This is a genomic window from Bacillus cereus group sp. BfR-BA-01381 (genome assembly GCF_022663555.1).
Lineage (GTDB): Bacteria > Bacillota > Bacilli > Bacillales > Bacillaceae_G > Bacillus_A > Bacillus_A pacificus.
In genome coordinates, this window is sequence record NZ_JAKUFR010000012.1 from 1 (window position 1) to 24,391 (window position 24,391).

A 24,391-nucleotide genomic window follows, 5' to 3' on the forward strand; every position below is an offset into this window, starting at 1 on the left:
CTTGAGGTCCAGTAGCGCCTGTTGCGCCCGCTGGTCCTTGAGCACCAGTAGCACCTTGAGCGCCTGCCGGTCCTTGAGGTCCAGTAGCCCCTTTAGCGCCCGCTGGTCCTTGAGCACCAGTAGCACCTTGAGCGCCTGCCGGACCTTGAGCTCCAGTAGCACCTTGAGCGCCTGCCGGCCCTTGAATACCTTGAGGCCCTTGAGGTCCAGTAGCGCCTTGAACACCTGCTGGTCCTTGAGCGCCTTGAGGCCCTTGAGGTCCAGTAGCGCCTTGAGCGCCTGCCGGTCCCTGAGGCCCAGTAGCACCTTGAGCACCCGCCGGTCCTTGAGGTCCAGTAGCGCCAGTAGCACCAGTAGCACCAGTAGCGCCAGTTGCTCCTCCTCCAAGGCATCCTGACCCGTATTGAACTAGGATAGCTTGGATCTCTGTTATGAGTTTAACTAGTTTGTCGGTCGTACAACAATCTACTTTGAATAACTTAGCGATATACAATAAATAATTAAGCAGGCTTTGTAGTTCAACGTACAACGCTCCGCATGAGAAAGGTGTTGTTCTTAAAATAGTTAATAGATTAGCAATGATAGAATTTCCAATTTGTCTTTGTGCTGGAGATAAATCTAAGCAATTGAGAAATTTTTGTAAGTTATTTAGGGCAGCGATCAAGTTATCGATATTATTTTGAGAAGGGTTTTGAAAGACAGCTTGAATAGCTTGGCCAAGAGCTTGAAGAAGTCTAACGAATTCTGTAAGTTCGGACTTAGAGATGTTAATATGACTACAAGCTCTGACTTCGCAACAGTCATTACCATAAAATACTTTTCCTTTATTTTTATTGTTCATCTTTTCATTCCTTTCTTTCATAGAATCAATAGTCATTACTATATATTAAAATGAAATTTATACTAAATCCGTGATGGACAAACTACCATTTCTAAAAAAATAAGAAATTGGCCCGCTTGGCAAACAAATAAGTAAGATATAGAGAAGGTTTTATCCCGCTTTAATGGGCAGTAAGACCCCCACCTCAAAATTCAGCGAAAGCAAAGAAATTAGGTGGGATATCAACTGCCCATAAAAGCCCGATTGGTGAGGGCTGATAATCAGTGGGAGATGAAGAACCACCTACTGATTAAAGCTTTTTATATAATGTAAAGAAGAAAAGTTCAATATAAAAAGCTACATGTCAATTGTTGAGGGATTTAACAATTGACATGTAGCTCATGGATTGGATTTTATTTGTCTTGATTTAATCTTTCAAGGGCTGTTTTAGGTAAGATTGGAATTGAAATAGTAAAAGTAGTGCCATCTTCATTACTAGTCATTTTTAATGTACCGTTATGATTTTGAATAATTTTTTTCGTTACTGCCAATCCGAGTCCTGTACCGGAATCTTTTGTTGAGAAGAATGGATCAAATATATATTCTTGAATCGCTGGTGGAATACCAGTCCCATTATCAGTGAAAGTAATACGAACAAAATTATCTAGGCGGTAACTAGTAATTTGGATAGAAAGTTTTTTTTCTCCTTGAGCATCGACAGCGTTCTGGAATAAGTTTAAAAAAACTTGCACAAGTTCATGACGATCAATATGAACTAAAATATCATCTAATTCGGTAGAAAAATTATAATCAATTGAAATGTTATGTAAAAAGACTTCGCTAGCTAGTAACTGTTGAATATACTCACGTAAAAATGTATTAATTGGAAAGGGTTCTCTTGTAAATTCACGTGTTTTTGAAATAGATAAAAATTTTGTAATGATACTATTTGCGCGATCTAATTCAGGAATAAGTAAGTTTTTAAATAGTTCTTTATTAGATGGAGAAACAGTTTCTTGTAAAAATTGTAAATAACCTCGTACGGTTGTAAGAGGATTACGTACTTCATGTGCAATACCAGCTGCAATTCGCCCTGCTAACGAAAATTTTTCTGCATCACGTTCTGTGTTTAAATAATGAAAGACACTAATAACTCTAAAAATTTCTCCGTTATAATCACGAATAATTCGATTATTTAAAATGCCATAGTTTTTGTCTAAAACTTCTTCATTATATATTTCTGTGCCTGTTCTTAATGTTTCAAGAGCTTTAATTTTTTCTTCAGGTAATTTTAGTAATTGTTGAATTGGTTTTCCGATTATATCATTTCGTACTACACCAAAATCATCTGCCGCAGCCTGATTACATAAAGTTATATTTCCTTTATTATCAACAAAGGTTACATGATGTGAAAAAGCATCAAAAATATGAACAAAGTATGTTTCAAGTTGTTTAAATAAAAATAATGAATCGCAAGTAAGCTGAAAATCAGCCTCTTTATTCTCTTTTTGTATGTTTTGAATAGAATGAGTTGATCTCGTTTTCTTTATTTGTAAACCAATCTGTGGATTTTTATATGTGAAATGATGTGGTAATTGATTCACAAGTTCTTCATAAAAACGTACTTTATTTTCTAATTCTTCTATTCGTTTTTCATGACACACAATATCATCTTTTGGAAGCATAAATAAATAACCCCTCAATTTAAAAATTCTTCCATCTAGTATATCATATTTTTATACGGATACTCTTAAAGAAGGGACTACTTAATGAAATTGATTGGTCGAAGTGTTCAGGAAGTGAGTAGAATGGATAGTAGGTGAAGTTAAAAAGGGAGGAATATATTTGCTTTTCATTGGAGTAACAGGGTGGGGAGATCATGATTCTTTATATATAGACCCCTATGAAAATAGAAATAAATTACGAACATATAGTGAGTATTTCCCTATAGTAGAAGTGGATAGTTCATTTTATGCGATGCAACCTGCACGAAACTATACAAAATGGGCAATGGAAACACCGAAAGATTTTTCTTTTATCGTCAAAGCATATCAAGGAATGACAGGACATATGAAAGGTGAAATTCCTTTTTCTACGTTCGATGAGATGTTTGATGTATATAAACAATCTATTCTTCCTTTAATTGAAGCTGGTAAATTAAAAACGATTTTATTTCAATATCCACCATGGTTTGATTGTAAAAAGAAAAATGTAGATTTTCTCCGATATACGAAAGAAAACATGGAAGGTTTGCCGTGTGCAATAGAATTTCGAAATCAAACATGGTTTTATCCAGAAATGAGAGATAAGACGTTACAGTTTCTAGAGCAAGAGAAATGGATTCATACAATTTGTGATGAGCCACAAGCAGGGATGGGTTCAGTACCACTCGTATTAGAAGTAACGAATGCAGAGATGGTGTTAATACGTTTTCATGGCCGAAATGTTCATGGCTGGCTTGATAAAGGGGAAAATTGGAGAGCGGTTCGTTGCTTATATCGTTACAACAATAAAGAATTAGAAGAATGGGTAGAAAGACTAGAACAATTAAAAAAGAAGACAAAGGACATATACGTACTATTTAACAATAATTCAGGCGGAGATGCAGCTGATAATGCGAAACAGCTTATGAAAATGATGAACATTACATATGGTGAGCCAAAGCCTGAGCAATTAAATTTGTTTGAGTGATAATAAACAAGAAAGGCACTGTACAAACAGGGGGAATGTACAGTGCCTTTCTATATGAAAAAGAGGGGTAACAATGTTACTGAGCGTTTGGTTGATTCATCAATTGTTGGCTTCGTAATAAATGATAATGGTTATCATTATCATTGTCAATGGTTTTCCTGAAAATAAATAAAAAATTTTTTGTGAGGTAGTAACGATAGGGAGATGCCTAATAGAAGTTTGGCTAAAGTAAGGAATTGTTTCGAGGTAGATTTCCGGCAAACCCCTGATAAAGTGAAACTTTAATCAGTGGGGGGGTGTTTATCCCCCACTGATTATTAGTTGAACCAATCGGGCGTTTACGGGTAGCCCGCCCCCCACCTAACTTCTTTGCTTCCGCTGAATTTTGAGGTGGGGTCTTACTGCCCGTTAATGCGGGATAAAGTATAAAAAAAGAACAGCAATTAATGCTGTTCTTTGCTAGTGATGAATTGTTGTAAATCAAAAGGAGTTATCGCTTGGATAAATTCTTTTGAGATAAGTGTTTGAACAAGAGTACTCTCAGAAATAGAAGCACCTGTTTTCTTTTCATAAGCTTGTTTTAATAAATCAAGTTTTTCAGCCGTTTCTTTCGGTAATTCAATTGTTAAAGTGTTCATAATTTCTCCCCCTTACTATTAGAGTACCACTACAATATAGGAGAGACAAGAAAAGAGAATGTGAAACATAAAAAAGGTTACCATTTATAAATGGTAACCTTTTTTATGTATAAGAGTTATTAAGCAATACCGATATACTTTAAAGTTTTTGATGGAGTACTATGATCAAAGAAGTGTTGTAAAAATGCGATATCAACACCTGATTTGTATGCACAATATCCCCAAGTTTTTCGAAGTGTATGTGAGCTAATCCCTTCTAATCCAACTTCTTTTGCAGCCTTGTTTAAAATGTACCACGCATGTTGTCTCGTAATAGATTTTGTTCCTTTTTGAGACTTTAACAATGGTTCATTACGTTTCCAAGTTTTACGTTCTTTCATATAGTCTTCGATCGCGTGCTGTAAGTCTTCATTTACAGCGAACCATTTATGTTTCTTTACTTTTTCATTGTAAAATAAAATGGAATGGCGAACATTTTCATTTTCATCGATTACATCACTAACTTTTAATTGTAAGATTTCACTTACTTTTAAGCCAGAATTTACAGCTAATACGAATAATAAGCCATCACGTTTCGAAGATTGTAAAAGTATATTTTTGATAGTTTCTAATTGTTTTTCGTTTTGAATAGGTTGTCCTGCTTGTTTCATTTCACGCACTCTCCTCTTTTATATGTGTAAAGGAAAGGATTAACTTGTCTCTTACTATAAAGGGAGAGTGTGAATTTCATGTGAACTCCTAGTGAAATTAAGACAAATTATTTGACTTCTTTTACTTTTTGTAAATTAAAGTAGAATACAACACTATTAGTCGTATTATATACACCGTACTCGGCATCGTGGAGGTCTAAAATATTTTTAACAATAGATAATCCAAGACCAGTACCACCAGTATGACGGCTGCGCGATGCATCTAAACGGTAGAAACGATCCCAAATTTTTTCAAGACTTTCTTCTGGAATAGGGTTTCCCGTGTTTTCAATTTCGACCTTTACTGTATCTTCCATTGCTATAACGGAGACTTGGATTTTTTCTCCATCTGGCGTATAGCGAATTGCATTGCTAAGTAAATTCACAACCACTTGTTCAATACGACTGCGATTCGCTTTCACAAATATAGAAGAGTCTACATCTATGTTCACTTGTAAATGCTTTTCTTCCATGCTAAATAATAACTTTGTATAGACTTGTTGAATTAATTCACCGATTGAGAATGTCGTCATATCTAGTTTGTACGTACCTGATTCTAATTTTGCTAATTCTAACATTTCAACAATAAGTCTGTTCATATTTTCAGTTTCTTCTAAAATAACATCTGTATAATACGTCGTATCTCTACTAACACCATCTTTAATTCCTTCTGCGAAACTTCTAATTACACTGAGCGGTGTTTTTAATTCGTGTGATACACCAGAAATGAATTCTTTTCGCGTTTTCTCTAATTGACGTTCACGTTCAATATCTTGTTGTAATTTTGTATTGGCAACATTTAATCGATCGATTCGGTCTTTTAAATTTACAGATAACGTATTAATACTGCCGGAAAGTCCGCCAATTTCATCATCTGCTGTTACAGGTAATTTCTCGCTAAAATCAAAATTAGCCATTTTCTTTGTAACGCGATTCATTTTAATTAATGGCTTCACAATGATTTTTGAGTAGTAGAAGGATAACAAAATAATTACGAGAAATACGATGATTAAGGCATAGACATAATAATCTTTCAAAACGAGCATCGCTTCATTAACAGGTTGCAAGGATGCTATCGCAAAAGCATATTCTGTAATCTCTCCATTTTCTATAATAGGTTTTACAAAGATACTATTCTTTATATTCTCCCCGCTATCTATTATATAAGTGTTTAATTGCTGCGAGTTAGCAGTGCCATTTCTAATAAGCTCTGCAAAATATTGAACGGCTTGTAATGTTTCAATATCATTTGCAAGACGAACCTCGGCTTTCGATGGAAGCTGTAACTTAGAGATCGTACCAGTAAACTCAATTTGAGTAACAGTTTTGTATCGGTTTGTAAGTCTATTTTTAGAAGGGTTACCATTAATAGATGAAAAATCTGAATTGGTATATTCGTTTTGCCATCTATTATAATTTGTTGTCAATTTTATTGGTGTTATTGTATTGTTTTGTAGTAAACCGACGACGTTTATCACATCGTCTTTTTTCAATCCTAAGTTTTCGAATTTCTTATATTCTTCGGGTGTTAAAAGATTATTGAGCGGAATGGAATATGTTTCATTATTTTTAGGATTAAATACATCAATATAGTAATTGCTGTCGCTTTTAATAATGCCATTCGCATTTAAAAATTGCATGTCAGCATTTGTTTTATCATGAAATTCTTGTTTTAGTTTTCGAATTTCTTCATAACTTTTATCACTTTTATCACTTTTTTCGTAAGCATCTACAAACTTCTCAAAAGCAGTTTGTACTGTTTTTACTTTTTTATTAATATAAAATTTCTCTAAAAATAGAGATTGTCCTAGGAAAAAAAGGAGGAATATGATTGTAAATAATGTTGATGTTAATAGAAATAGTTTAAAGACGATACTTCTGTTTTTCACTGCGTCACCTCTTGTGAGAAATACTGTAAATGATTTCTTTATTATAACAAACGTTACAAAAAAGTAGAGGAGAAAATCTGTCTCTTCCGAAAGTAGTTTTTTATAAAAAGTCACATAAAAAGAACTCGACAGACGTATGACGAGTTCTTTAATGTATTATTGTTGAATTGCTGCATCTAAAGCGATTTCAATCATTTCGTTAAATGTAGTTTGACGCTCTTCAGATGTTGTTTCTTCACCAGTGAAAATGTGATCGCTTACTGTTAATACAGATAACGCATTTACACCGTATTTCGCTGCTAATGTGTAAAGAGCAGTTGTTTCCATTTCTACTGCTAGTACACCGTAATCTCCAAGTTTTTTAACCATGTCCATGCTTTCGCGGTAAAATACATCTGCTGTTAAAACGTTACCAACACGAACGTGTAAGCCTTTTTCAGTTCCAGCATCATAAGCTTTCTTTAAAAGATCGAAGTTTGCAGCTGGTGCAAAGTCAAAACCTGGGAATGTTAAACGGTTCATGTTAGAATCCGTACAAGCTGTCATTGCGATAATAACGTCACGTACTTTTACGTCTTTTTGAATGGCACCGCAAGTTCCAACGCGAATTAAATTTTTAACTCCGTAGCTTTGGATTAATTCGTTTACATAAATAGAAATAGAAGGAACACCCATACCTGTACCTTGCACAGATACACGTTTTCCTTTATAAGTTCCAGTGAAACCTAACATACCACGCACGTTATTATAGCAAGTAACGTCCTCTAGAAATGTTTCAGCAATATATTTTGCACGTAATGGATCACCAGGTAATAGAATAGATTCAGCAATTTCGCCTTGTTTTGCTTCAATATGTACACTCATGAAAAGTCCTCCTTATAATGTATTGATAGAAATCAATATCATTTGCATTATACACTACGAATCCTTTCAATTAAAATCTTTTTATTATTTGTAATATGTGCAAAACAGAAGGATTTCATAAATTATCATCTAGAATATATATGTAAGAAGTTTTGTATGAATAGAGACTATAAAAATGGTAGGTGATGTTTTGAAAAATCTTGTCATTGGACTCGTTGCTTTGCTATTTGTTGTAGTAGGCGGATTTTACATAAAAAAGTATCAAGAAACAACAGAGACTGTAGGTGATGTTCAGGAAGTAAAATGGGATGTGTCAAATGGAAAAGGAAATGAGAAAGCAGATATTGTGTTTCAATTATTAAATAATAAAAATAGCGAAGTGCGTGGTGTGAATGATCAAATTCGGGCAGTTATTGTAGACGGACAATTAAAACATGTACAACAAATGAAACCTACATTCGCAGGAAATGGATCATATAAGGTATCTTCTAAAATAGCGAAAGATGAAGGATATACAATATTTTTATATGAAGACAAAAATAAGTCTGTGCAATCATTTGCGAAGAAAGATTTTGGGAAGGAAATAGAGGAGAAAAATAAGAAAAAAGTAAAATTTCCAATCGATAGTGTACTTACAAAAAAAATAGGGGAGTATGAAGTTTCTCTTTTATTCGGTGCACTGCATCCGAATGAGCCAGTGACGTTAACATTTCAATTTCAAGCGAAAAAGGGTGAAAAATTGAAATTACATTCAGAGAGAGGAGAAGTGGAGGCGCTCTATATTGTGGACGAAACGAGAGAAAATTTTTTATATGCAATCCCTGTTGATACAGATGGACAATTACAATACCGTATTACATTTCCTGCGGAAGGAACGTACAAAATATGGGGAGATTTCTATATAAATGGTAAGAAATATGAAAAAGAATTTATTGTACAAGTTCAAAAAAGAAAAAACAGCTAACTATTTAGCTGTTTTTTCTTTTTCCTATTAATTTTGTTACAGAGAGCATTGTAATTGGTAAAGAATGATTCTTTCTAAATGCTAAATATTTACCGCTCCATGCTGGTTTATATTTTTCTTTAAAATGTCGTAACCCGCTGAAACTATATGTATAACGAACATTATTAAAGATGGCAGCAGCAACCCGTTCAGACCAGAAAGATTGTGTCGATAAACCTACATTTGAAAGTGGTGCCATACCAATATTAAAGGAGTGGTATTCATTTTCTTTTGCCCACTGGAATAGGTGGATGAAAATTGCATCCATAATGCCGCTAGGCGCATCTGGATAATAGCGCATTAAATCAACAGACAATGATCCGTCTTGATATACGGGCATAAATGTCGTGAATGCAATGATTTTTCCATCTGCATCAGATAATGTAGCGATAGGAGCACGGCTAATATATTCACGATCAAAGTATCCGAGTGAGAAACTTTTCTCTTTTTTTCTACCGAGCCACGCATCTGAAACTTTTCTTAATTCTTCAAATAGTTCATCTGAGAACGGCGGCTGGTGAATAGAGAATGTATAGCCTTCTCGTTCAAAACGGTTGAAAGTCGCTCGCATACCGGCACGTTTTTTTCCTGTTATTGTAAATGTGTTCAAATCAACGACAGCTTCTTCACCAAGCTTAAAGAAGTTATAACCAAAATCATGATATAAACTCATCCATTTACTTTCGATTTGGTAGAATACACAAATGTATCCAAATCGGTCAGCTTCAGCTAAAAACTCTTGTAACACAGTACGGTAGGAGGAAGGATCTCCAATTGGATCACCTAGCACAACAAGACGTTTTCCAGTTATAGAGAAGAGAAGGAGCGCTTTCCCATCACTACTAAAGAAGAATTGTTTATCACCTAAAAAACCTAAATGACTAAGTACATTTCCACCATGTTCATCTAAAAAGTTTTGCAATCTTTTATCATTAGCTGGTTGCCCGGGAAATTCATTTCGATAACGATTAGCAATGAGTGAGCCAATCAGTAAAAATGTAGGAACGAAAAAGGCAGCTGCTAATGCACTTCGTTTTACTTGCGTAATATTACGAACGACAAAATCAGGTTTAAAAGCTTCTTTTGCACCTGCAAATAAAATACCTAAGTTTTTATATAAATATAAAGTTATAAGTAAGAATATAAAAACTTTTACGATATCAGAAAGTGAGACTTCCATTTTCTCGCGTACAAATCTTTTACGAAGCATATATAATACAGCGAGTACAATTAATAAAATAAACGTTTCTTCAATATCAATCCCTTTTAGCGTATTAAAGATAGCTGCTCCGATTAAAGAAATAATCGTCATATAGTAAGAACGCTTTGTTCCATAATATATGCCTCGTGAAAGGATCAGGAGGAGAATACCGAATGTTAGTGATAAGCTAAAAGAAAATTGAATAAGATGTTTTGGAGCTAGAATATGTAAGGCGTGAGCTCTGTTTATACTTGTCGGTAGAATAGTCGATAAAATAACCATTAATCCAGCAAATACTGTTAAAGCAGCAGAGGCCCATGAACCTAGTTTTCCTAGAAAATCACGCTGCAAAGTCCATATAACACCAGTTGTTTCTAATGCAGGCGCAATAAAAGGTTTGTCTTCAAACTTTTTAATGGCCACGCCTGTCATTTCAAAAGCTGCAAAAATAAGACCAAGGCAGAATGGTAAAATGTAATAGACGAGGCGATATAATAACATAGCAGGTAGTAATACGCCTGTATCAATGCCATATTGTCCGAGCCCAGTTAAAAAGACAAGGTCAAATGAACCAAGTCCACCAGGTACAAGACTAACAACACCAGCTAAAGCAGCAATGACATACACGCCTAAAAACTTTTGAAATTCGATATCAATGCCAAATAATATTAGTATGACGTACATAACAATGCCAGCAGATACCCACTCAACTAACGAAACTAATGAGTATAAAACAGTTGGGTTTTTCTCTTCTTCTCCTTCAACTTGTCCTTCAGTTTGCTTTGGTTTTCTATTTTTTAGTTTAGAAAAGCCGATGTATATAGGGACGAAAAGGGCGAAGAAGATCAAAACAGGCCATAGCCACGGTTTTTCATGCAAAATAAAACTTGTGTCTAATATTCCAATAAGACCGAGGAACGAAAGAATAGCGAGTCCGTTAATAAAAGCGGTTGTCATCCAGGCGATACTTTTAATAAGTTTGCCATTTTCTTTTATGTATGGACGATAAAGCATTGTTCGTACACCTGCTCCAACGAGACCACCAAATCCAATAAATCCATTTAAAGTATTAGCAATCCATGAGATACGAAAAATCTTTTGGACAGGTATATCCGCTTTTAAATAACGAAGCATAACATAGTCGTAAAAGAACATTGTTGATACGGCAAATGCACCAAGTGTAATTGCTAAAAAGACTCCTCCGGTTGGAATGTTTTTAATTGTATTGATTGCTTCTAAAAAAGAAATGCCTGCTAATTCTTTTTTTGCTTGAAAGAATACAATGGTTAATACAACAAATGGGAAGATAATTTTCCCGATTTGTAAGAAACGTTTCCATGAAAACGACATAAATACAACTCTCCTTGTATAAGAAAACTGAGACAATAATATTATTATGACAAACTTCAAGAAAAATAAAAAGGTAAATTCCTGTATAAGGAAGCTATTTTTTATAGGGATTATATTTAAAAGAGTATTTCGTTTGTCAGAAAATTAAGTTAAAATAAATTGAAAGAAGGAAGAGAGGGGAAGTAGATGATTATAATAGGTTATGCGGGATATGAGCTAGAGAAAGCAAAACCTAATACATCAGAAGATTTCTTTAATAGATCTGAAGTGACATATATATTAAATGATAAAGAAAGAACCTTTTCTGTTTTATATGTTCGGTATTTTGAAGAAGTTTTACAAGAAATTACTCCTTTTGAAGGAAATCCGGTATGTAAAGTAGAAAATCAAGACATATATTTGCGGGATATTGTAGCGATCTGTTGTTTATTGAAAGAGAATGAGCTTCGCATGCAAAAACGTTTGTATTTAAATAATATAGAAGAATTCCAACAATATTTTGATGAGGAAATAGTCGTGAAAGTACAAGAAATATTGGCTGAATTACATAAAAATAAAAGAGTAGAAATAGCGTGAAATGGCAAAGGAGAGGGAAAAATGTCTAATCTAATGGTGGAAAATCAAACAGAACAAGTTTCTATGTTTTTAGAAGATGTTATTCATTTGATAACCAATTATGTAAATTATCATACGTTGCCTTCTTTATTAGAAGAGACACCGGCAGGAAACGAACAATATTATAAAGGGTTATTAGCGTCAATAAGACGTCTTCTCGTTTTTTGTGAAGAAGGGCATGATGCGTGTTTTGTTTTGTTAAATAGCCAGCCATTTCGAAAGACAGCAGCTGAAAAGATTTTATATAAAATTTATCATCAAGTAATTGCAGAGTTTTTTTCACCAAAGAGTGATCATTGGTATGAAAATAGTCGATCTGCTTATACAGGGAAAAACTCCATCGTTTTCCAACAAACGCCACCCGCATCTATAGAGCAAGTAATGAAGAATTTAGAAGGTAAATTTCAATTGATGCGTGAAGAACTAGAATATTATGAGACGGATTACCAAACAAAGATGTTACACAAATATTAATTCTGAAAAAGAAGCTAAGGGTACTTAGCTTCTTTTCCTTTTGTACAGTTATATAAGGGATTTCCTTTGAATATATTTAAGGGGATAGCATTAAGGGGGTGTAACATGAGTCAGCAAGGTGTATTCACAGATTACTTTCATGAAGTAGAAAGCTGGTGTGAAAGTGTTCTTCACGTATTAGATAGCCGTGCAATGGAAGTGTATGATGTCCATATGCTTGCTTATAAAATTCAAACGTTATTAGACCGTATGAAAGAGCATGAGTATGATACAGATGCAGAGTTTATGTATGAAATAAGTGATGATGTAGAACATATTCAGCATCATTTGCAGGAAGTATTCGTGCAGGGAGAAGAGGAATATGAACTATGTGAAAGAGGGGATAGTGAACGAGCTGTTCCAATTGGAGGGCATACACTCCCACCATTACCATATCCATATAATGCGTTAGAACCGTATATTTCTAGAGAAATTATGATGTTACACCATGATAAACATCATCGTAGTTACGTGGAAGGATTAAATAAGGCAGAGAAGATGATGGAAGAAGCGAGAAAAACAAATCAATTTGATTTAATTAAGCATTGGGAAAGAGAAGCTGCTTTTCATGGATCAGGTCATTACTTGCACACAATATTTTGGAATAACATGAAAAAAGGTGGCGGCGGAAGTCCAAGAGGGGCTCTTTCACACCGGATTGAACAAGATTTTGGAAGTTTCTTGCGTTTTCAAAAACATTTCACAGAAGCAGCCTCTAAAGTGGAAGGTTCAGGATGGGCAATTCTCGTTTGGGTTCCGCGATCGGGAAGATTAGAAATTTTGCAGAGTACACTTCATCAATTATTTACACAATGGGATACGATACCGCTCCTTGTACTAGACGTGTGGGAACATGCGTATTATTTACAATATCAAAATCGAAAAGATGAATATATTAAAAATTGGTGGAATGTTGTAAATTGGCCGGATGTAGAAAAAAGATTTGAAAGTGCAAAACAAATAGAATGGACACCTTATTAGACGCAGGTTCTCTGCGTCTTTTTTATTGGAAGGAGAGGGAGATTTCGTTCATATTTTAAAAGGCCAAGCATACACTTGTACAAAAAGTGCCAAAAGGACGTGGGGGGAAATATGAGACGAATTTGTGTAATCATTACGCTTCTTATTATGTACGCAAGCGTTATACCAATTCCTACATATGCAAAGATGACCAGCAATGTTAGTGCTCGAAATGCTGTATTAATGGAGCAACAGTCAGGTCGCGTATTATACGGAAAAGCAGAACATGAGCCGCAAAAGATTGCTAGTATAACAAAAATTATGACTGCCTTGTTAGCTGCTGAGTCAGGAAAAATGAAAGAAATGGTCTCGGTTAGTAATGAAGCAGTGAGAGTAGAAGGCTCAGCAATTTATTTAAAGCCTGGACAGAAAGTAAAATTAGAGGATTTAGTATACGGACTCATGCTTAGATCTGGTAATGATGCAGCACAAGTAATTGCTGAAAATGTAGGAGGGAGTATAGATGGGTTTGTATATTTAATGAATGAAAAGGCGAAACAAATTGGAATGAAAGATACTCACTTTTCAAACCCACATGGTTTGGATGGAGATGGATCCCATTATTCGTCGGCCTATGACATGGCACTTTTAACAAGGTATGCAATGGGGAATGAAACCTTTAAGAAGATTTTTGGGACAAAAACGTATAAATCGGATTCGTGGGATTATCCGTGGAAAAACAAACATAAACTTGTGACGTCTTATTATGAATTTGCAACAGGAGGAAAAACGGGTTTTACGAAGAAAGCAGGACGGACCCTTGTTACAACAGCATCAAAAGATGGACTAGATTTAATTGTCGTAACTTTGAGCGCTTCTAGCGATTGGGATGATCATATGAATTTATTTGATAAAGGTTTTGAACGTTTCAAACAAACAAACGTTGTAGGACAAGGAGCTCTTGCTGAAATAACTGAAAAGAAATATGCCAATCATGTTTATACGAAAAATAGTTTTGCGGTACCTTTAACTGAGCAGGAAAGAAAGAATGTCGTATTAAAAGTTGAACTTGATAAAAGTGCGAAACTTAAGGATGGGGTAAAGGTTGGAAAGACAGAAATTTATGTTGGCAATGAGAAAGTTGGAGAACGAAATTTATTTTATAGTAAACGAAAATTAGTAGCTACAACGGGAGTATATTGGAATAATGTGAAAGAAATTTTTTCTCATATGATAGGTGTTGGAAGCGATGGTTAATCTCGTATGGGTAGCGATGGCAGTCATAGGGATTGTATATGCCATGATAAATGGAACGATGGAAGCAATCAATAAAGCAGTATTTGATGGAGCAAAAGACGCAGTAACAATTTGTATAGGACTCATTAGTGTTTTAGTATTTTGGCTCGGTTTAATGAAAGTTGCAGAAGAAGCAGGATTGTTAAAAAAGTTAGTGTCACTTTTTATGCCGATAGTAAAAAGATTGTTTCCAGAAATACCAAAGGACCATCCGTCAATGGGATTTATTTTATCGAATATGATGGCTAACTTTTTTGGGTTAGGTAATGCTGCGACCCCTCTTGGTATAAAAGCGATGGAACAATTGAAAGAGTTAAATGGGGGAAAGGATTCGGCGAGCCGTTCTATGGTGACGTTTCTTGCGTTAAATACATCAGCGATTACTTTAATTCCTACTACTGTCATTTCGATTCGAATGACGTATGAATCAGCGAATCCTACTGAAATTGTTGGGGTAACATTCATTGCACAAGTACTCTCTATGATCGGAGCGATTTGGATTGATCGCTATTTTTACCGAAGAAGGAGTAGGAAGGGGCGGAAAAAATGAGTATTGTTAATACGATATCATTATGGGTAATCCCTTGTGTAATTGGTTTTATCCTTTTATATGGAACGATAAAGAAAGTGCCGACGTATGAATCGTTCGTTGAGGGGGGAAAAGAAGGGATTCAAATTGCAATCTCTATTTTACCGTTTATGGTTGGAATGCTCGTATCTATTTCTATATTTCGAGCTTCAGGTGCATTGGATGCAATGATATCAGTAATGAAGCCGATGTTAGATTTAATTCATGTACCAGCAGAAATTGTTCCACTAGCACTTATACGTCCTATTTCGGGCTCTGCTGGTTTAAGTATTACGACCGATTTAATTGCCACATATGGACCAGACTCATTCATTGGCCGATTGGCTTCTACAATGCAAGGGAGTACAGATACGACTTTTTATATTTTAACAGTATACTTTGGAGCTGTTGGAATTAGAAAAATGGGAGATGCATTAAAAGTAGGACTTTTTGCTGATTTAATCGGAATTATTTGTTCGATTGTGTTTGTTTCTTTAATGTTTAAGTAATACTATTCATTTTTTATGCTATTTCGCTTATAATACGTATACGACCACTATTAAGGTGTTGCTTAATAGTGGTTTTTTTATGCGGTATTTTTGACAAAATAATGAACTTTTATTGTGAGCAATATGAAAAATATGGACAATAATAAAAGGTAAAACCATGATTTGACCTTTATATGTTTATTATCATCGCTATGTTGTTTAAGTAAGAGGAAGCGAAAAGCCGTTAAGCGTATGCGGTTGCCAAGTCTTTCTAATGTAAGGTAAGATAAATTCGAGGTGAAAAAAAGAAATGGAACGATTACAAAAAGTGATTGCGCAAGCAGGTATTGCATCGAGAAGAAAGGCTGAGGAATTAATTCAGCAAGGAAAAGTGAAAGTTAACGGAAAAATAGTGAAGGAGTTAGGAACGAAAGTAACTCCTCAAGATAAAGTAGAAGTAAATAACATCCCTCTTGAAAAAGAAGAACCTGTTTATTTTTTACTATATAAACCAACTGGCGTAATTTCAAGTGTATCAGATGATAAAGGAAGAAGTGTTGTAACAGACTTTTTCCCGGAAATTACACAACGTTTATTCCCAATCGGACGCTTAGATTATGATACGTCTGGCGTATTATTAATGACAAACGATGGGGACTTCGCAAATGTATTAATGCACCCTAGATATAAAGTTGAAAAAACATATGTTGCAAAAATAAAAGGTCCTCTAACAGGTGAGAAAATTCGCATGTTAGAACGCGGTGTTATGTTAGAAGACGGAAAAACAGCACCAGCGCGTGTGAAGATTATTTCTTGGGACAAGCGTAAAGAAATGGCGATTGTACAATTAACAATTCATGAAGGACGTAACCGTCAAGTACGTCGTATGTTTGAAGCTTTAGACTGTAAAGTAGTGAAACTAAAGCGTGAACGCTACGCCTTTTTAGAAGTGGGTAGCTTGCGACCTGGTGATGCAAGAGAATTGACACCGCATGAGGTGAAACAATTACGTGCATTGGCTTCTACAAAGCCTCGCTAATCGATATTGTGAAACTTTCACCAGTGGAATGCTCCGCTGGTGATTTATTAAAAATACATATATTCATCACTCGTCGAAGAGAGGGGAAACAATATGAAAAAAAATCGCTTATTATTTCGCGTTATTATTCTGCTCATTTTAAGCGGTGCTGTAGGATTTACACTTTATCAAGGATATTTCTCTAAAGAAGAGAAAATGGAAATTGGAAAAGAAGCACCTAACTTTGTTGTGACAGATTTAGAAGGAAAGAAAATTGAGCTAAAAGATTTTAAGGGAAAAGGTGTATTTTTAAACTTTTGGGGTACGTGGTGTAAACCTTGTGAGAAAGAAATGCCTTATATGAATGAACTATATCCAAAGTATAAAGAAAAAGGCGTTGAAATCATTGCGTTAGATGCAGATGAAACGGATATTGCTGTTAAGAATTTTGTGAAACAATACGATCTTAAGTTCCCCGTTGCAATCGATAAAGGTGGAGAAATTATAAAAACGTATGGAGTAATACCATTACCAACAAGCTTCTTGATTGATAAAGATGGTAAGGTGATTCAAGAGATTAAAGGTGAACAAACGAAGGAACAATTGGAGGAGTATTTAAAGAAAATCACTCCGTAATAAAGAAAACCTTTACATACAAGGCGCTTACCTATAGTGCCTTCGGTTTAAAAATTCTGAGTATTGCGGTAACTCGAGGTTAGAATATACAATAGTACATATAGATACAGGGGCGGTGAGAGTGTTGAAAGAAATTAAATGTGAATGTGGACATGTGAATCCGATAGGAACTGTTTTTTGTGAAGCTTGTGGGAAACCATTTGAAAGCAATGAAAATATAAAACTATTGGATATGCGCTATGAGGGGAGTGCTCGGAGATCTCTCACGCAAACAAAAACGATTATTGATAAAATTTGGAGCTTTTTCTCTTCTGTAAAAGTGGGTGTATGGCTCATTGTAATCACTTTAGCTGCATCGGCGATAGGGACTATTTTTCCGCAAGAAATGTACATAACTCCAGGAATTGCACCAGCTGAATATTATAAGCAAGAATACGGATTTTTAGGGCAATTATACTATCAATTAGGCTTTAATAATTTATACGGTTCATGGTGGTATATGATGTTAATTGCTTCAATTGGTATTTCTCTTGTGATATGTAGCTTAGACCGTGTCATTCCACTTTATAAAGCTTTAAAGAAGCAAGGGGTAAAAAGGCACCCTAGTTTTTTAAAGAGACAAAGATTATATGGCACTGGTACACCGCAAGAGGGAGATTTTGACAAAGTTCAAAAGAATTTAAAGAAAACGAACTATAATGTGAAAGTGGAAGACGGAAACGTTTTAGCGGAAAAGGGACGTTTCTCGCGTTGGGGTCCATATGTAAATCATATCGGTCTTATTATCTTTTTATTCGGTGCGATGCTTCGTTTTTTACCGAGTATGTATGTAGATGAAACGCTTTGGTTACGTGATGGTGAAACGAAAGAAATACCAGGGACGGATGGCCAATATTATTTAAAAAGTGAGAAGTTTATAAAGGAAGTTTATGATAAAAGTAAGGACAAGGAAGTTTTTGATGAAGCAATTGACCGTGTAGGTGATAAAATGATTGCGAAAAACTTCCAAACGAATGCCGTATTATATAAAGCGGTAGGTGAAAAGATAGCTGGACAAAAACCAAAATTGGAAAAAGTAAAAGAAGTTGAAATTCGAGTAAATGAACCGCTGAAATTTGATCAATTTGCTGTTTATCAATTGAGTTATAGAGAAAATGAATTTAAAAGTATGTCCTTCCGTTTGCAAAATAAAGAAAATAATCAAAAGTGGGGACCGATTAAAGTTGATTTAACAAACCCTGCAGAAAAATATGATTTAGGAAATGGTTATTCTTTAGAACTATTAAGCTATTTCCCTGATTTTTATTTTGATGAGAATGGAAGACCAAATACAAAAACAAAATTACCAAACAACCCTGCATTTGTATTTAAAATGTTTACGCCTGAAACACCAGATGGTGAAGTGAGTTTTGTTGGTATTCAGCAAAATATAGAACCTGATGGAAATAATAAATATAAAATGTCGTTTGCAGGCGTGGAAATGCAAAATGCAACAGCACTTACTGTAAGGAAAGATTTAACGCTTTGGATTCTCGGTATTGGAGGATTTATATTTATGGTTGGTGTCATTCAAGGAATGTATTGGAATCATCGCCGTATTTGGATACAACGCGTTAATGATGAATGGTGGATTGCAGGACATACGAATAAAAACTGGTTCGGTTTAAAGAAAGATATTGAAAGAGTACTAGAAGGTACAGCAATTCCGCAACCAAATGATAAAGTAGTCGATAAAAAAATTAGTTAAGGTGGGGAAACGATATGGTGCAAATAAGTAGTAACTTTCTCTTTACCGCATTTATTTTATATTTAATTGCCACTCTATTTTTTGGGGGAGCAATTAAAGAAAAGGGCCATAAATGGGCAAACGTAGGAATAACGATTACAATTTTAGGGTTTATTGCACAAACAGTTTATTTTGTAACAAGGTGGATTGCATCAGGTCATGCGCCAGTTAGCAACTTTTTTGAATTTGGTACGTTTTTCGGCATGATGCTTGTTGGAGCATTTATTGTCATGTACTTTATGTACCGCGTAAGTATAATCGGACTATTTGCATTACCAGTTGCGCTTTTATTAATTGCTTATGCAAGTATGTTTCCGAGGGAAATATCACCGCTTATTCCATCTTTAAAAAGTAATTGGTTACATATTCACGTAACGACTGCGGCTGCAGGACAAGCAATTTTAGCAATTAGTTTTATTACGGGCGTTATGTATTTATTGAAAAATGTAGATCAATCAGTGAAAAGTAAACGCACATTTTGGCTAGAGACGGTAGTATTCACACTTGTTTGTACAGTTGGATTTATTGGAGTGACAACGGTATTTTCTAGTATGAAATATGAAGCAAAGTTTCAATGGATTGATAAAAATGAACAACAAGTGGAAATGAAATACAATCTTCCGGCTTTAGTGGGGCCGCATGAAGGGAAGTTACTTACAGAAAATAAATTAGAGCCGACAGTTGAGGTTCCGGCGATTGTAAATGCGAAAAAATTAAATACTGTTATTTGGTCAGTGTTAGTCGGAACGTTACTCTATATCGTATTAAGGCTAATTTTACGTAAACGAGTATCAGCGGCACTTCAGCCGTTAGTGAAAAATACGAATAGCGATTTGTTAGATGAAATAGGATATCGTTCTATTGCAATTGGATTCCCAGTTTTCACATTAGGTGCATTAATTTTCGCCATGATTTGGGCTCAAATAGCGTGGACACGTTTTTGGGGCTGGGATCCAAAAGAGGTTTGGGCGCTTATTACTTGGCTCTTTTATGCGGCGGTATTACATTTACGTTTATCAAAAGGATGGCACGGAGAGAAGTCAGCATGGTTAGCTGTAATTGGTTTTGCAATCATTATGTTTAACTTTATTGTAGTAAACTTAATTATCGCGGGTTTACATTCATACGCATAGAGAAATAAAATAGGAGAGTGTATGTCACTTTCCTATTTTATTTTTGTCAACTTTTCTTCTTTTTTGAGAAAAACATGACAAAGTAGCGGTTGATTTTGTAAAATGATGTCGAGGACATTATATACTGTTCAAAAAAAATACATAGTTTTGGAAAAAAATTGAACAAACTTTATTATTCTTGTGAAGCATAATATGGGAAGTGAAACATTTAGAAGATTGCTTAAATAAACGAGAATAGCGCAACATAATAGTATAGAAGGGTAGGTGTGAACCGTTGTGGTAAAAGTACGCAACGGGTAGAAATGGAAAATGAATCAAGAATTTTAATTGTAGACGATGAGGATCGTATTCGTCGTTTGTTGAAAATGTATTTAGAGAGAGAACAATACACAATTGAAGAAGCAGACAATGGTGATACAGCTTTAGAAATGGCGCTGCAAAATGATTATGATTTAATTTTATTAGATCTTATGATGCCTGGTAAAGATGGTATCGAAGTATGTAAAGGGGTTCGTGAGAAGAAAGCGACGCCAATTATTATGTTGACAGCAAAAGGTGAAGAAGTAAATCGAGTACAAGGGTTTGAGGTAGGAACTGATGATTATATTGTGAAACCATTTAGCCCACGTGAAGTAGTGCTTCGAGTGAAAGCGGTCTTACGCCGTTCTGTACCAACAACATTCTTTACACAAGATACAACGACAAAAGATGTTACTGTATTCCCTCATTTAACAATTGATAATGATGCACACCGTGTTACAGCAGATGGTAATGAGGTGAACTTAACACCGAAAGAGTACGAATTACTATTATTCTTAGCGAAAGCGCCTGATAAAGTATTCGATCGTGAGCAATTGCTAAAAGAAGTATGGCAATATGAATTCTTCGGAGATTTACGTACAGTTGATACGCATGTAAAGCGTTTACGTGAGAAGTTAAGTAAAAAATCACCCGATGCTGCGAAGATGATTGTTACCGTTTGGGGCGTAGGTTACAAGTTTGAGGTTGTGAACGACTGATGCTTTGGAGAAGTGTAGTAGGGAAGTTATGGATGACCATATTACTTCTCGTTTCGTTCGTGCTTGGATTTGTTGCGATTTTACTTTCACAGTTTTTTAGAACATATTATGTTGATATGAGTGAAGCTAGGCTTCAAAAAGTTGCAACAAGTGTTTCAGAGTTAATTGAGGAAGGTGCCGATGTAAAAACGATTGAGAATATCGCGTATAAATTCTCTGATCCACTTTCAAGGATCATTATTGTAGAAGATGGTAAAGAAATATCTTCTTCACCGAAACAAGAAGGATTAGTCACTCTTACAATGGATGACTTAAAAGAAGATAAAGAATTAGCGGCTGTGTTTACAGACAAAAAAGAAATTAAGAATAACATTAGAAAAGCCTCTAATAGTAGAAAGAATAAAAATACTGAAAATGATATTATGATTGTCGGAAAACCAGTACAGTCAAAAAATCAAAGTGCAGTGTTTGTATACGAATCTTTACAAGTGCCGATACAAGGCATGGAAAGAACGACTGATTTTATATTCTTATCAGCAGGGATTGCGATTATATTAACAACTTTCTTTGCATTCTTCTTATCTACTCGAATTACAGCACCGCTTCGTAAAATGCGTGAGGTTGCTTTTGAGGTGTCGCGTGGGAAGTTTGATGCAAAAGCCCCTATGGTATCTCAAGATGAGATTGGTGAGCTTGCAACAGCCTTAAATCAAATGGGGAAACAGTTGAAGTTTAATATGAATGCCCTGCAGCAAGAGAAAGAGCAGTTAGCTAGTATTTTAAGTAGTATGGCAGATGGGGTTATTACATTAAATCAAGAGGGTGAAGTCGTTGTAATCAATCCGCCGGCTGAACATTTCTTACAAGTTTGGCAAGAAGAAAAAGAGATAGAGCTCAGTAAAAAACTGCCTTCTGAACTTGTTGAACTATTCCATCTCGTTGTAGAAAGCGAACAACAACAAGTGGTTGAAATTAATTTACAAAAAGGTAACTATGTAGTTCTTATGACGCCGCTTTACAATCAAACGAAAATTCGTGGGGCTGTAGCTGTATTGCGTGATATGACGGAAGAACGCCGTCTTGAGAAAATGCGCCAAGACTTTATTGCGAACGTATCACATGAGCTTCGTACACCGATGGTCATGCTCCAAGGGTATAGTGAAGCAATTTTAGATGATATTGTGCAAACAAAAGAAGAAATTAATGAGTTTGTTCAAATCATTTATGATGAATCCGTTCGTTTAGGGAAACTTGTAAATGAATTGTTAGATTTAGCGCGTATGGAAAGTGGTAATGTAGAGTTACATATAGGTGAAGTTGATATTCATCCTTTCGTTGAAAAAATAGGTCGTAAATTCCAAGGAATTGCAAAGGATAAAGAAGTCGCGTTAACGGTTGATTTCAAAAATTCAATTGAGCAATACCCGTTTGATGCAGATCGTATGGAACAAGTATTGACGAATTTAATTGATAACGCAATACGTCATACGAACGCAGGTGGACATGTAACGCTTGTAATTGATACGAAAAATAATGGTCTTATTTTTGAAGTACAAGATTCGGGCGCTGGTATTCCAGAAGAAGATATTCCATTTTTGTTTGATCGTTTCTATAAAGCTGATAAAGCAAGAACACGTGGAAAAAAAGGTGGAACAGGACTCGGGCTTGCGATTGCAAAAAATATTGTGCAAGGCCATGATGGGAAAATTGCTGTTTCAAGTGTTGTTGGAGAGGGAACTACATTCTCTGTATATTTACCGAATCGTATAATTTAAATATACGTTTTAAAAGTTGATAATGAATAAAGTTCTACTGTTGTTTATTTTTTTGTAAAATCAATTAAATAAATAATAGTAGAACTTTTTTTCTAACTTAGTCGAATGAAGAATGATGAGAGGGGTGTCGTAAAGCGATGAAATTATATACAAAAACAGGAGATAAAGGGACAACAAGTGTAATAGGCGGCAGAGTGGATAAAGATAATATCCGAGTTGAAGCATATGGCACAATAGATGAGGCGAATTCTCATATTGGATATGCGATGACTAAACTACAAGGCGGGTCTTTCGGAGATATTTATAATGAACTTGAAAATATTCAACATGAACTATTTGATTGCGGGGGAGACTTGGCGATAGTAGGCGAGAAAATTCCTTATAAAGTAAAAATTGAAATGGTCGAAAACTTAGAAAGTAGGATTGATTCGTATATAGAAGAAGCACCACCGCTAGAACGGTTTATTTTACCAGGTGGAAGCGAATCGGCAGCTGCTATTCATATTGCACGTACAGTTGTAAGGCGAGCAGAACGATGTATCGTGTCCCTGCAAAAAGAAGGAGAAATAAATGAAGTTGTTCTAAAGTATGTAAATAGATTATCTGATTATTTATTTGCAGTAGCTAGAGTAATAAACGCTCGATTACAAGTAAAAGATGTAGAGTATAATCGCAGTGCAATCGTTTTTCGTGATAAGAAAGAGAAGGAAGTGGAGTGATTCACTTTCTTTTTTTGTATAGTTTTTTCTGTAATATACCAAAATAGAGAAGGTATGGTCGTAATTAGAAAACGGAGGATGTATATGAAAGCTTTAAAATATGGCGTCATGTTATTGACAGTACTATTTTTATCTCAATTACATGTGTACGCAGAGGGAAATCAATGGGCATGGCCTGTTGAAGGACAGATAAGTGATTATTTTGGAACAAGGCACGGAAAACACTACGGTATAGATATAGCGGCACCGATCGGCGCGCCTGTGTCAGCTATTCAAGAAGGTAAGGTAACAAAGTCTTATTATTCAAGTAGTTATGGAAACGTTGTTTTTATTAAACATGGAGAATATGAGGCTGTGTATGCACATTTAAATAAGAGATATGTAGTTCAAGGGGATTATATTTCAAAAGGAGAAATAATTGGAGAAGTAGGAAATACAGGAGAATCCCGAGGTGCACACTTACATTTAGAAGTTCATCAAGGAAGATGGACGATGGCAAAAAAGAATGCGATGAATCCATTGCTTGTTTTACATGAACAAAGAAATGAAGCAGTTTCTTCATCGTTATACGTCGTCCAAAAAGGCGACACTCTAGTTAGCATTGCGCGGAAATTTAGAATGTCAGTTAAGGAAATTCAAGAAAAAAATGGGTTGCAACAAGAGCTGATTTATCCAAATCAACAATTATATGTAAAGTAAAAAAGAGCTAGTTTAACTAGC

23 protein-coding genes are annotated in these 24,391 nt (G+C 35.2%); 16 read left to right on the plus strand and 7 right to left on the minus strand.

The features are described 5' to 3' along the window. The coding region (locus tag MR079_RS06230) for a collagen-like repeat preface domain-containing protein (protein WP_242293730.1) at positions 1–841 on the minus strand (841 nt) is incomplete at its 3' end. A 392-nt stretch (positions 842–1,233) separates the two neighbouring features. Then, positions 1,234–2,505: an ATP-binding protein gene (locus MR079_RS06235; protein ID WP_139868106.1), complete on the minus strand. Its 1,272-nt coding sequence runs from the start codon at positions 2,503–2,505 to the stop codon at positions 1,234–1,236. A gap of 160 nt (positions 2,506–2,665) precedes the next feature. Between MR079_RS06235 and MR079_RS06240 the strand changes: the two genes are divergently transcribed. Beyond that, a complete protein-coding gene (locus MR079_RS06240; protein ID WP_139868105.1) occupies positions 2,666–3,511 on the plus strand; it encodes a DUF72 domain-containing protein in 846 nt (281 codons plus the stop codon). 443 nt (positions 3,512–3,954) lie between these two features. Here MR079_RS06240 and MR079_RS06245 read toward each other — a convergent pair whose 3' ends face one another. The 4 genes from MR079_RS06245 to deoD form a co-directional block, all read right to left on the minus strand. After that, complete coding sequence (locus MR079_RS06245; protein WP_001094859.1) at positions 3,955–4,149, minus strand: DUF3924 family protein; 195 nt, start codon at positions 4,147–4,149, stop codon at positions 3,955–3,957. 119 nt (positions 4,150–4,268) lie between these two features. Continuing rightward, complete coding sequence (locus tag MR079_RS06250) at positions 4,269–4,799, minus strand: tyrosine-type recombinase/integrase (RefSeq protein WP_000806236.1); 531 nt, start codon at positions 4,797–4,799, stop codon at positions 4,269–4,271. A 107-nt stretch (positions 4,800–4,906) separates the two neighbouring features. Further along, the gene (locus tag MR079_RS06255) at positions 4,907–6,727 is read right to left on the minus strand and encodes a sensor histidine kinase (protein ID WP_242293731.1); all 1,821 of its coding nucleotides are present in this window, start codon (positions 6,725–6,727) and stop codon (positions 4,907–4,909) included. Positions 6,728–6,883: 156 nt separating this feature from the next. After that, the gene (deoD, locus tag MR079_RS06260) at positions 6,884–7,591 is read right to left on the minus strand and encodes a purine-nucleoside phosphorylase (protein WP_000110707.1); all 708 of its coding nucleotides are present in this window, start codon (positions 7,589–7,591) and stop codon (positions 6,884–6,886) included. Between the two features lie 175 nt (positions 7,592–7,766). Between deoD and MR079_RS06265 the strand changes: the two genes are divergently transcribed. After that, positions 7,767–8,555 (plus strand): hypothetical protein, encoded by a 789-nt coding sequence (locus MR079_RS06265; protein WP_139868101.1) that lies wholly within the window; start codon positions 7,767–7,769, stop codon positions 8,553–8,555. A gap of 4 nt (positions 8,556–8,559) precedes the next feature. Here MR079_RS06265 and mprF read toward each other — a convergent pair whose 3' ends face one another. Continuing rightward, positions 8,560–11,145, minus strand: coding sequence for a bifunctional lysylphosphatidylglycerol flippase/synthetase MprF (gene mprF, locus MR079_RS06270; protein ID WP_242293732.1), 2,586 nt, complete (start codon positions 11,143–11,145; stop codon positions 8,560–8,562). Positions 11,146–11,331: 186 nt separating this feature from the next. On the opposite strand from mprF, the gene MR079_RS06275 reads away from it, so the two are divergent. From MR079_RS06275 to MR079_RS06340, 14 genes are all read left to right on the plus strand, one after another. Then, positions 11,332–11,721, plus strand: a complete 390-nt coding sequence (locus tag MR079_RS06275) for a hypothetical protein (RefSeq protein ID WP_000583785.1) — start codon at positions 11,332–11,334, stop codon at positions 11,719–11,721. Between the two features lie 21 nt (positions 11,722–11,742). After that, positions 11,743–12,234, plus strand: coding sequence for a YpuI family protein (locus MR079_RS06280; RefSeq protein ID WP_000067566.1), 492 nt, complete (start codon positions 11,743–11,745; stop codon positions 12,232–12,234). A gap of 105 nt (positions 12,235–12,339) precedes the next feature. Then, a complete protein-coding gene (locus MR079_RS06285) occupies positions 12,340–13,254 on the plus strand; it encodes a superoxide dismutase (protein ID WP_000082669.1) in 915 nt (304 codons plus the stop codon). 111 nt (positions 13,255–13,365) lie between these two features. After that, positions 13,366–14,490, plus strand: coding sequence for a D-alanyl-D-alanine carboxypeptidase DacB (dacB, locus tag MR079_RS06290; protein WP_139868096.1), 1,125 nt, complete (start codon positions 13,366–13,368; stop codon positions 14,488–14,490). Next, positions 14,483–15,079 (plus strand): spore maturation protein SpmA, encoded by a 597-nt coding sequence (spmA, locus tag MR079_RS06295; protein ID WP_000247807.1) that lies wholly within the window; start codon positions 14,483–14,485, stop codon positions 15,077–15,079. The genes dacB and spmA overlap by 8 nt, the downstream gene beginning before the upstream one ends. Beyond that, positions 15,076–15,606 carry a spore maturation protein SpmB gene (gene spmB / locus MR079_RS06300; RefSeq protein ID WP_000029511.1) on the plus strand — a complete coding sequence of 177 codons (531 nt, stop codon included), beginning with the start codon at positions 15,076–15,078 and terminating at the stop codon, positions 15,604–15,606. The genes spmA and spmB overlap by 4 nt, the downstream gene beginning before the upstream one ends. Positions 15,607–15,895: 289 nt before the next feature. After that, a complete protein-coding gene (rluB, locus tag MR079_RS06305) occupies positions 15,896–16,624 on the plus strand; it encodes a 23S rRNA pseudouridine(2605) synthase RluB (RefSeq protein WP_000440555.1) in 729 nt (242 codons plus the stop codon). Between the two features lie 93 nt (positions 16,625–16,717). Then, entirely contained in the window at positions 16,718–17,239 is a 522-nt protein-coding gene (gene resA, locus MR079_RS06310) for a thiol-disulfide oxidoreductase ResA (RefSeq protein ID WP_000742210.1), read from the plus strand. A 121-nt stretch (positions 17,240–17,360) separates the two neighbouring features. Beyond that, complete coding sequence (gene resB / locus MR079_RS06315) at positions 17,361–18,986, plus strand: cytochrome c biogenesis protein ResB (protein WP_103626989.1); 1,626 nt, start codon at positions 17,361–17,363, stop codon at positions 18,984–18,986. A 14-nt stretch (positions 18,987–19,000) separates the two neighbouring features. Next, positions 19,001–20,158 (plus strand): cytochrome c biogenesis protein ResC, encoded by a 1,158-nt coding sequence (resC, locus tag MR079_RS06320; protein ID WP_000250094.1) that lies wholly within the window; start codon positions 19,001–19,003, stop codon positions 20,156–20,158. Between the two features lie 302 nt (positions 20,159–20,460). Continuing rightward, a complete protein-coding gene (gene resD, locus MR079_RS06325; RefSeq protein ID WP_000426862.1) occupies positions 20,461–21,177 on the plus strand; it encodes a DNA-binding response regulator ResD in 717 nt (238 codons plus the stop codon). Further along, positions 21,177–22,952 (plus strand): sensor histidine kinase ResE, encoded by a 1,776-nt coding sequence (gene resE / locus MR079_RS06330; protein ID WP_139868092.1) that lies wholly within the window; start codon positions 21,177–21,179, stop codon positions 22,950–22,952. Before resD ends, resE begins: the two co-directional genes overlap by 1 nt. A 137-nt stretch (positions 22,953–23,089) precedes the next feature. After that, positions 23,090–23,671: a cob(I)yrinic acid a,c-diamide adenosyltransferase gene (locus MR079_RS06335; protein ID WP_000781284.1), complete on the plus strand. Its 582-nt coding sequence runs from the start codon at positions 23,090–23,092 to the stop codon at positions 23,669–23,671. A gap of 84 nt (positions 23,672–23,755) precedes the next feature. Then, entirely contained in the window at positions 23,756–24,370 is a 615-nt protein-coding gene (locus MR079_RS06340) for a peptidoglycan DD-metalloendopeptidase family protein (RefSeq protein ID WP_000645699.1), read from the plus strand. The last annotated feature ends 21 nt before the right edge of the window (positions 24,371–24,391 follow it).

Bases quoted from the DNA above. Each gene is read 5' to 3' on its own strand.
- MR079_RS06280 (WP_000067566.1), top strand. From the start codon at position 11,743: ATGTCTAATCTAATGGTGGAAAATCAAACAGAACAAGTTTCTATGTTT.
- deoD (WP_000110707.1), bottom strand. From the start codon at position 7,591: ATGAGTGTACATATTGAAGCAAAACAAGGCGAAATTGCTGAATCTATT.
- MR079_RS06340 (WP_000645699.1), top strand. From the start codon at position 23,756: ATGAAAGCTTTAAAATATGGCGTCATGTTATTGACAGTACTATTTTTA.
- MR079_RS06265 (WP_139868101.1), top strand. From the start codon at position 7,767: ATGGTAGGTGATGTTTTGAAAAATCTTGTCATTGGACTCGTTGCTTTG.
- resE (WP_139868092.1), top strand. From the start codon at position 21,177: ATGCTTTGGAGAAGTGTAGTAGGGAAGTTATGGATGACCATATTACTT.
- MR079_RS06250 (WP_000806236.1), bottom strand. From the start codon at position 4,799: ATGAAACAAGCAGGACAACCTATTCAAAACGAAAAACAATTAGAAACT.
- resC (WP_000250094.1), top strand. From the start codon at position 19,001: ATGGTGCAAATAAGTAGTAACTTTCTCTTTACCGCATTTATTTTATAT.
- MR079_RS06235 (WP_139868106.1), bottom strand. From the start codon at position 2,505: ATGCTTCCAAAAGATGATATTGTGTGTCATGAAAAACGAATAGAAGAA.
- mprF (WP_242293732.1), bottom strand. From the start codon at position 11,145: ATGTCGTTTTCATGGAAACGTTTCTTACAAATCGGGAAAATTATCTTC.
- MR079_RS06285 (WP_000082669.1), top strand. From the start codon at position 12,340: ATGAGTCAGCAAGGTGTATTCACAGATTACTTTCATGAAGTAGAAAGC.
- dacB (WP_139868096.1), top strand. From the start codon at position 13,366: ATGAGACGAATTTGTGTAATCATTACGCTTCTTATTATGTACGCAAGC.
- spmB (WP_000029511.1), top strand. From the start codon at position 15,076: ATGAGTATTGTTAATACGATATCATTATGGGTAATCCCTTGTGTAATT.
- rluB (WP_000440555.1), top strand. From the start codon at position 15,896: ATGGAACGATTACAAAAAGTGATTGCGCAAGCAGGTATTGCATCGAGA.
- spmA (WP_000247807.1), top strand. From the start codon at position 14,483: ATGGTTAATCTCGTATGGGTAGCGATGGCAGTCATAGGGATTGTATAT.
- resA (WP_000742210.1), top strand. From the start codon at position 16,718: ATGAAAAAAAATCGCTTATTATTTCGCGTTATTATTCTGCTCATTTTA.
- MR079_RS06275 (WP_000583785.1), top strand. From the start codon at position 11,332: ATGATTATAATAGGTTATGCGGGATATGAGCTAGAGAAAGCAAAACCT.
- MR079_RS06245 (WP_001094859.1), bottom strand. From the start codon at position 4,149: ATGAACACTTTAACAATTGAATTACCGAAAGAAACGGCTGAAAAACTT.
- resD (WP_000426862.1), top strand. From the start codon at position 20,461: ATGGAAAATGAATCAAGAATTTTAATTGTAGACGATGAGGATCGTATT.
- MR079_RS06335 (WP_000781284.1), top strand. From the start codon at position 23,090: ATGAAATTATATACAAAAACAGGAGATAAAGGGACAACAAGTGTAATA.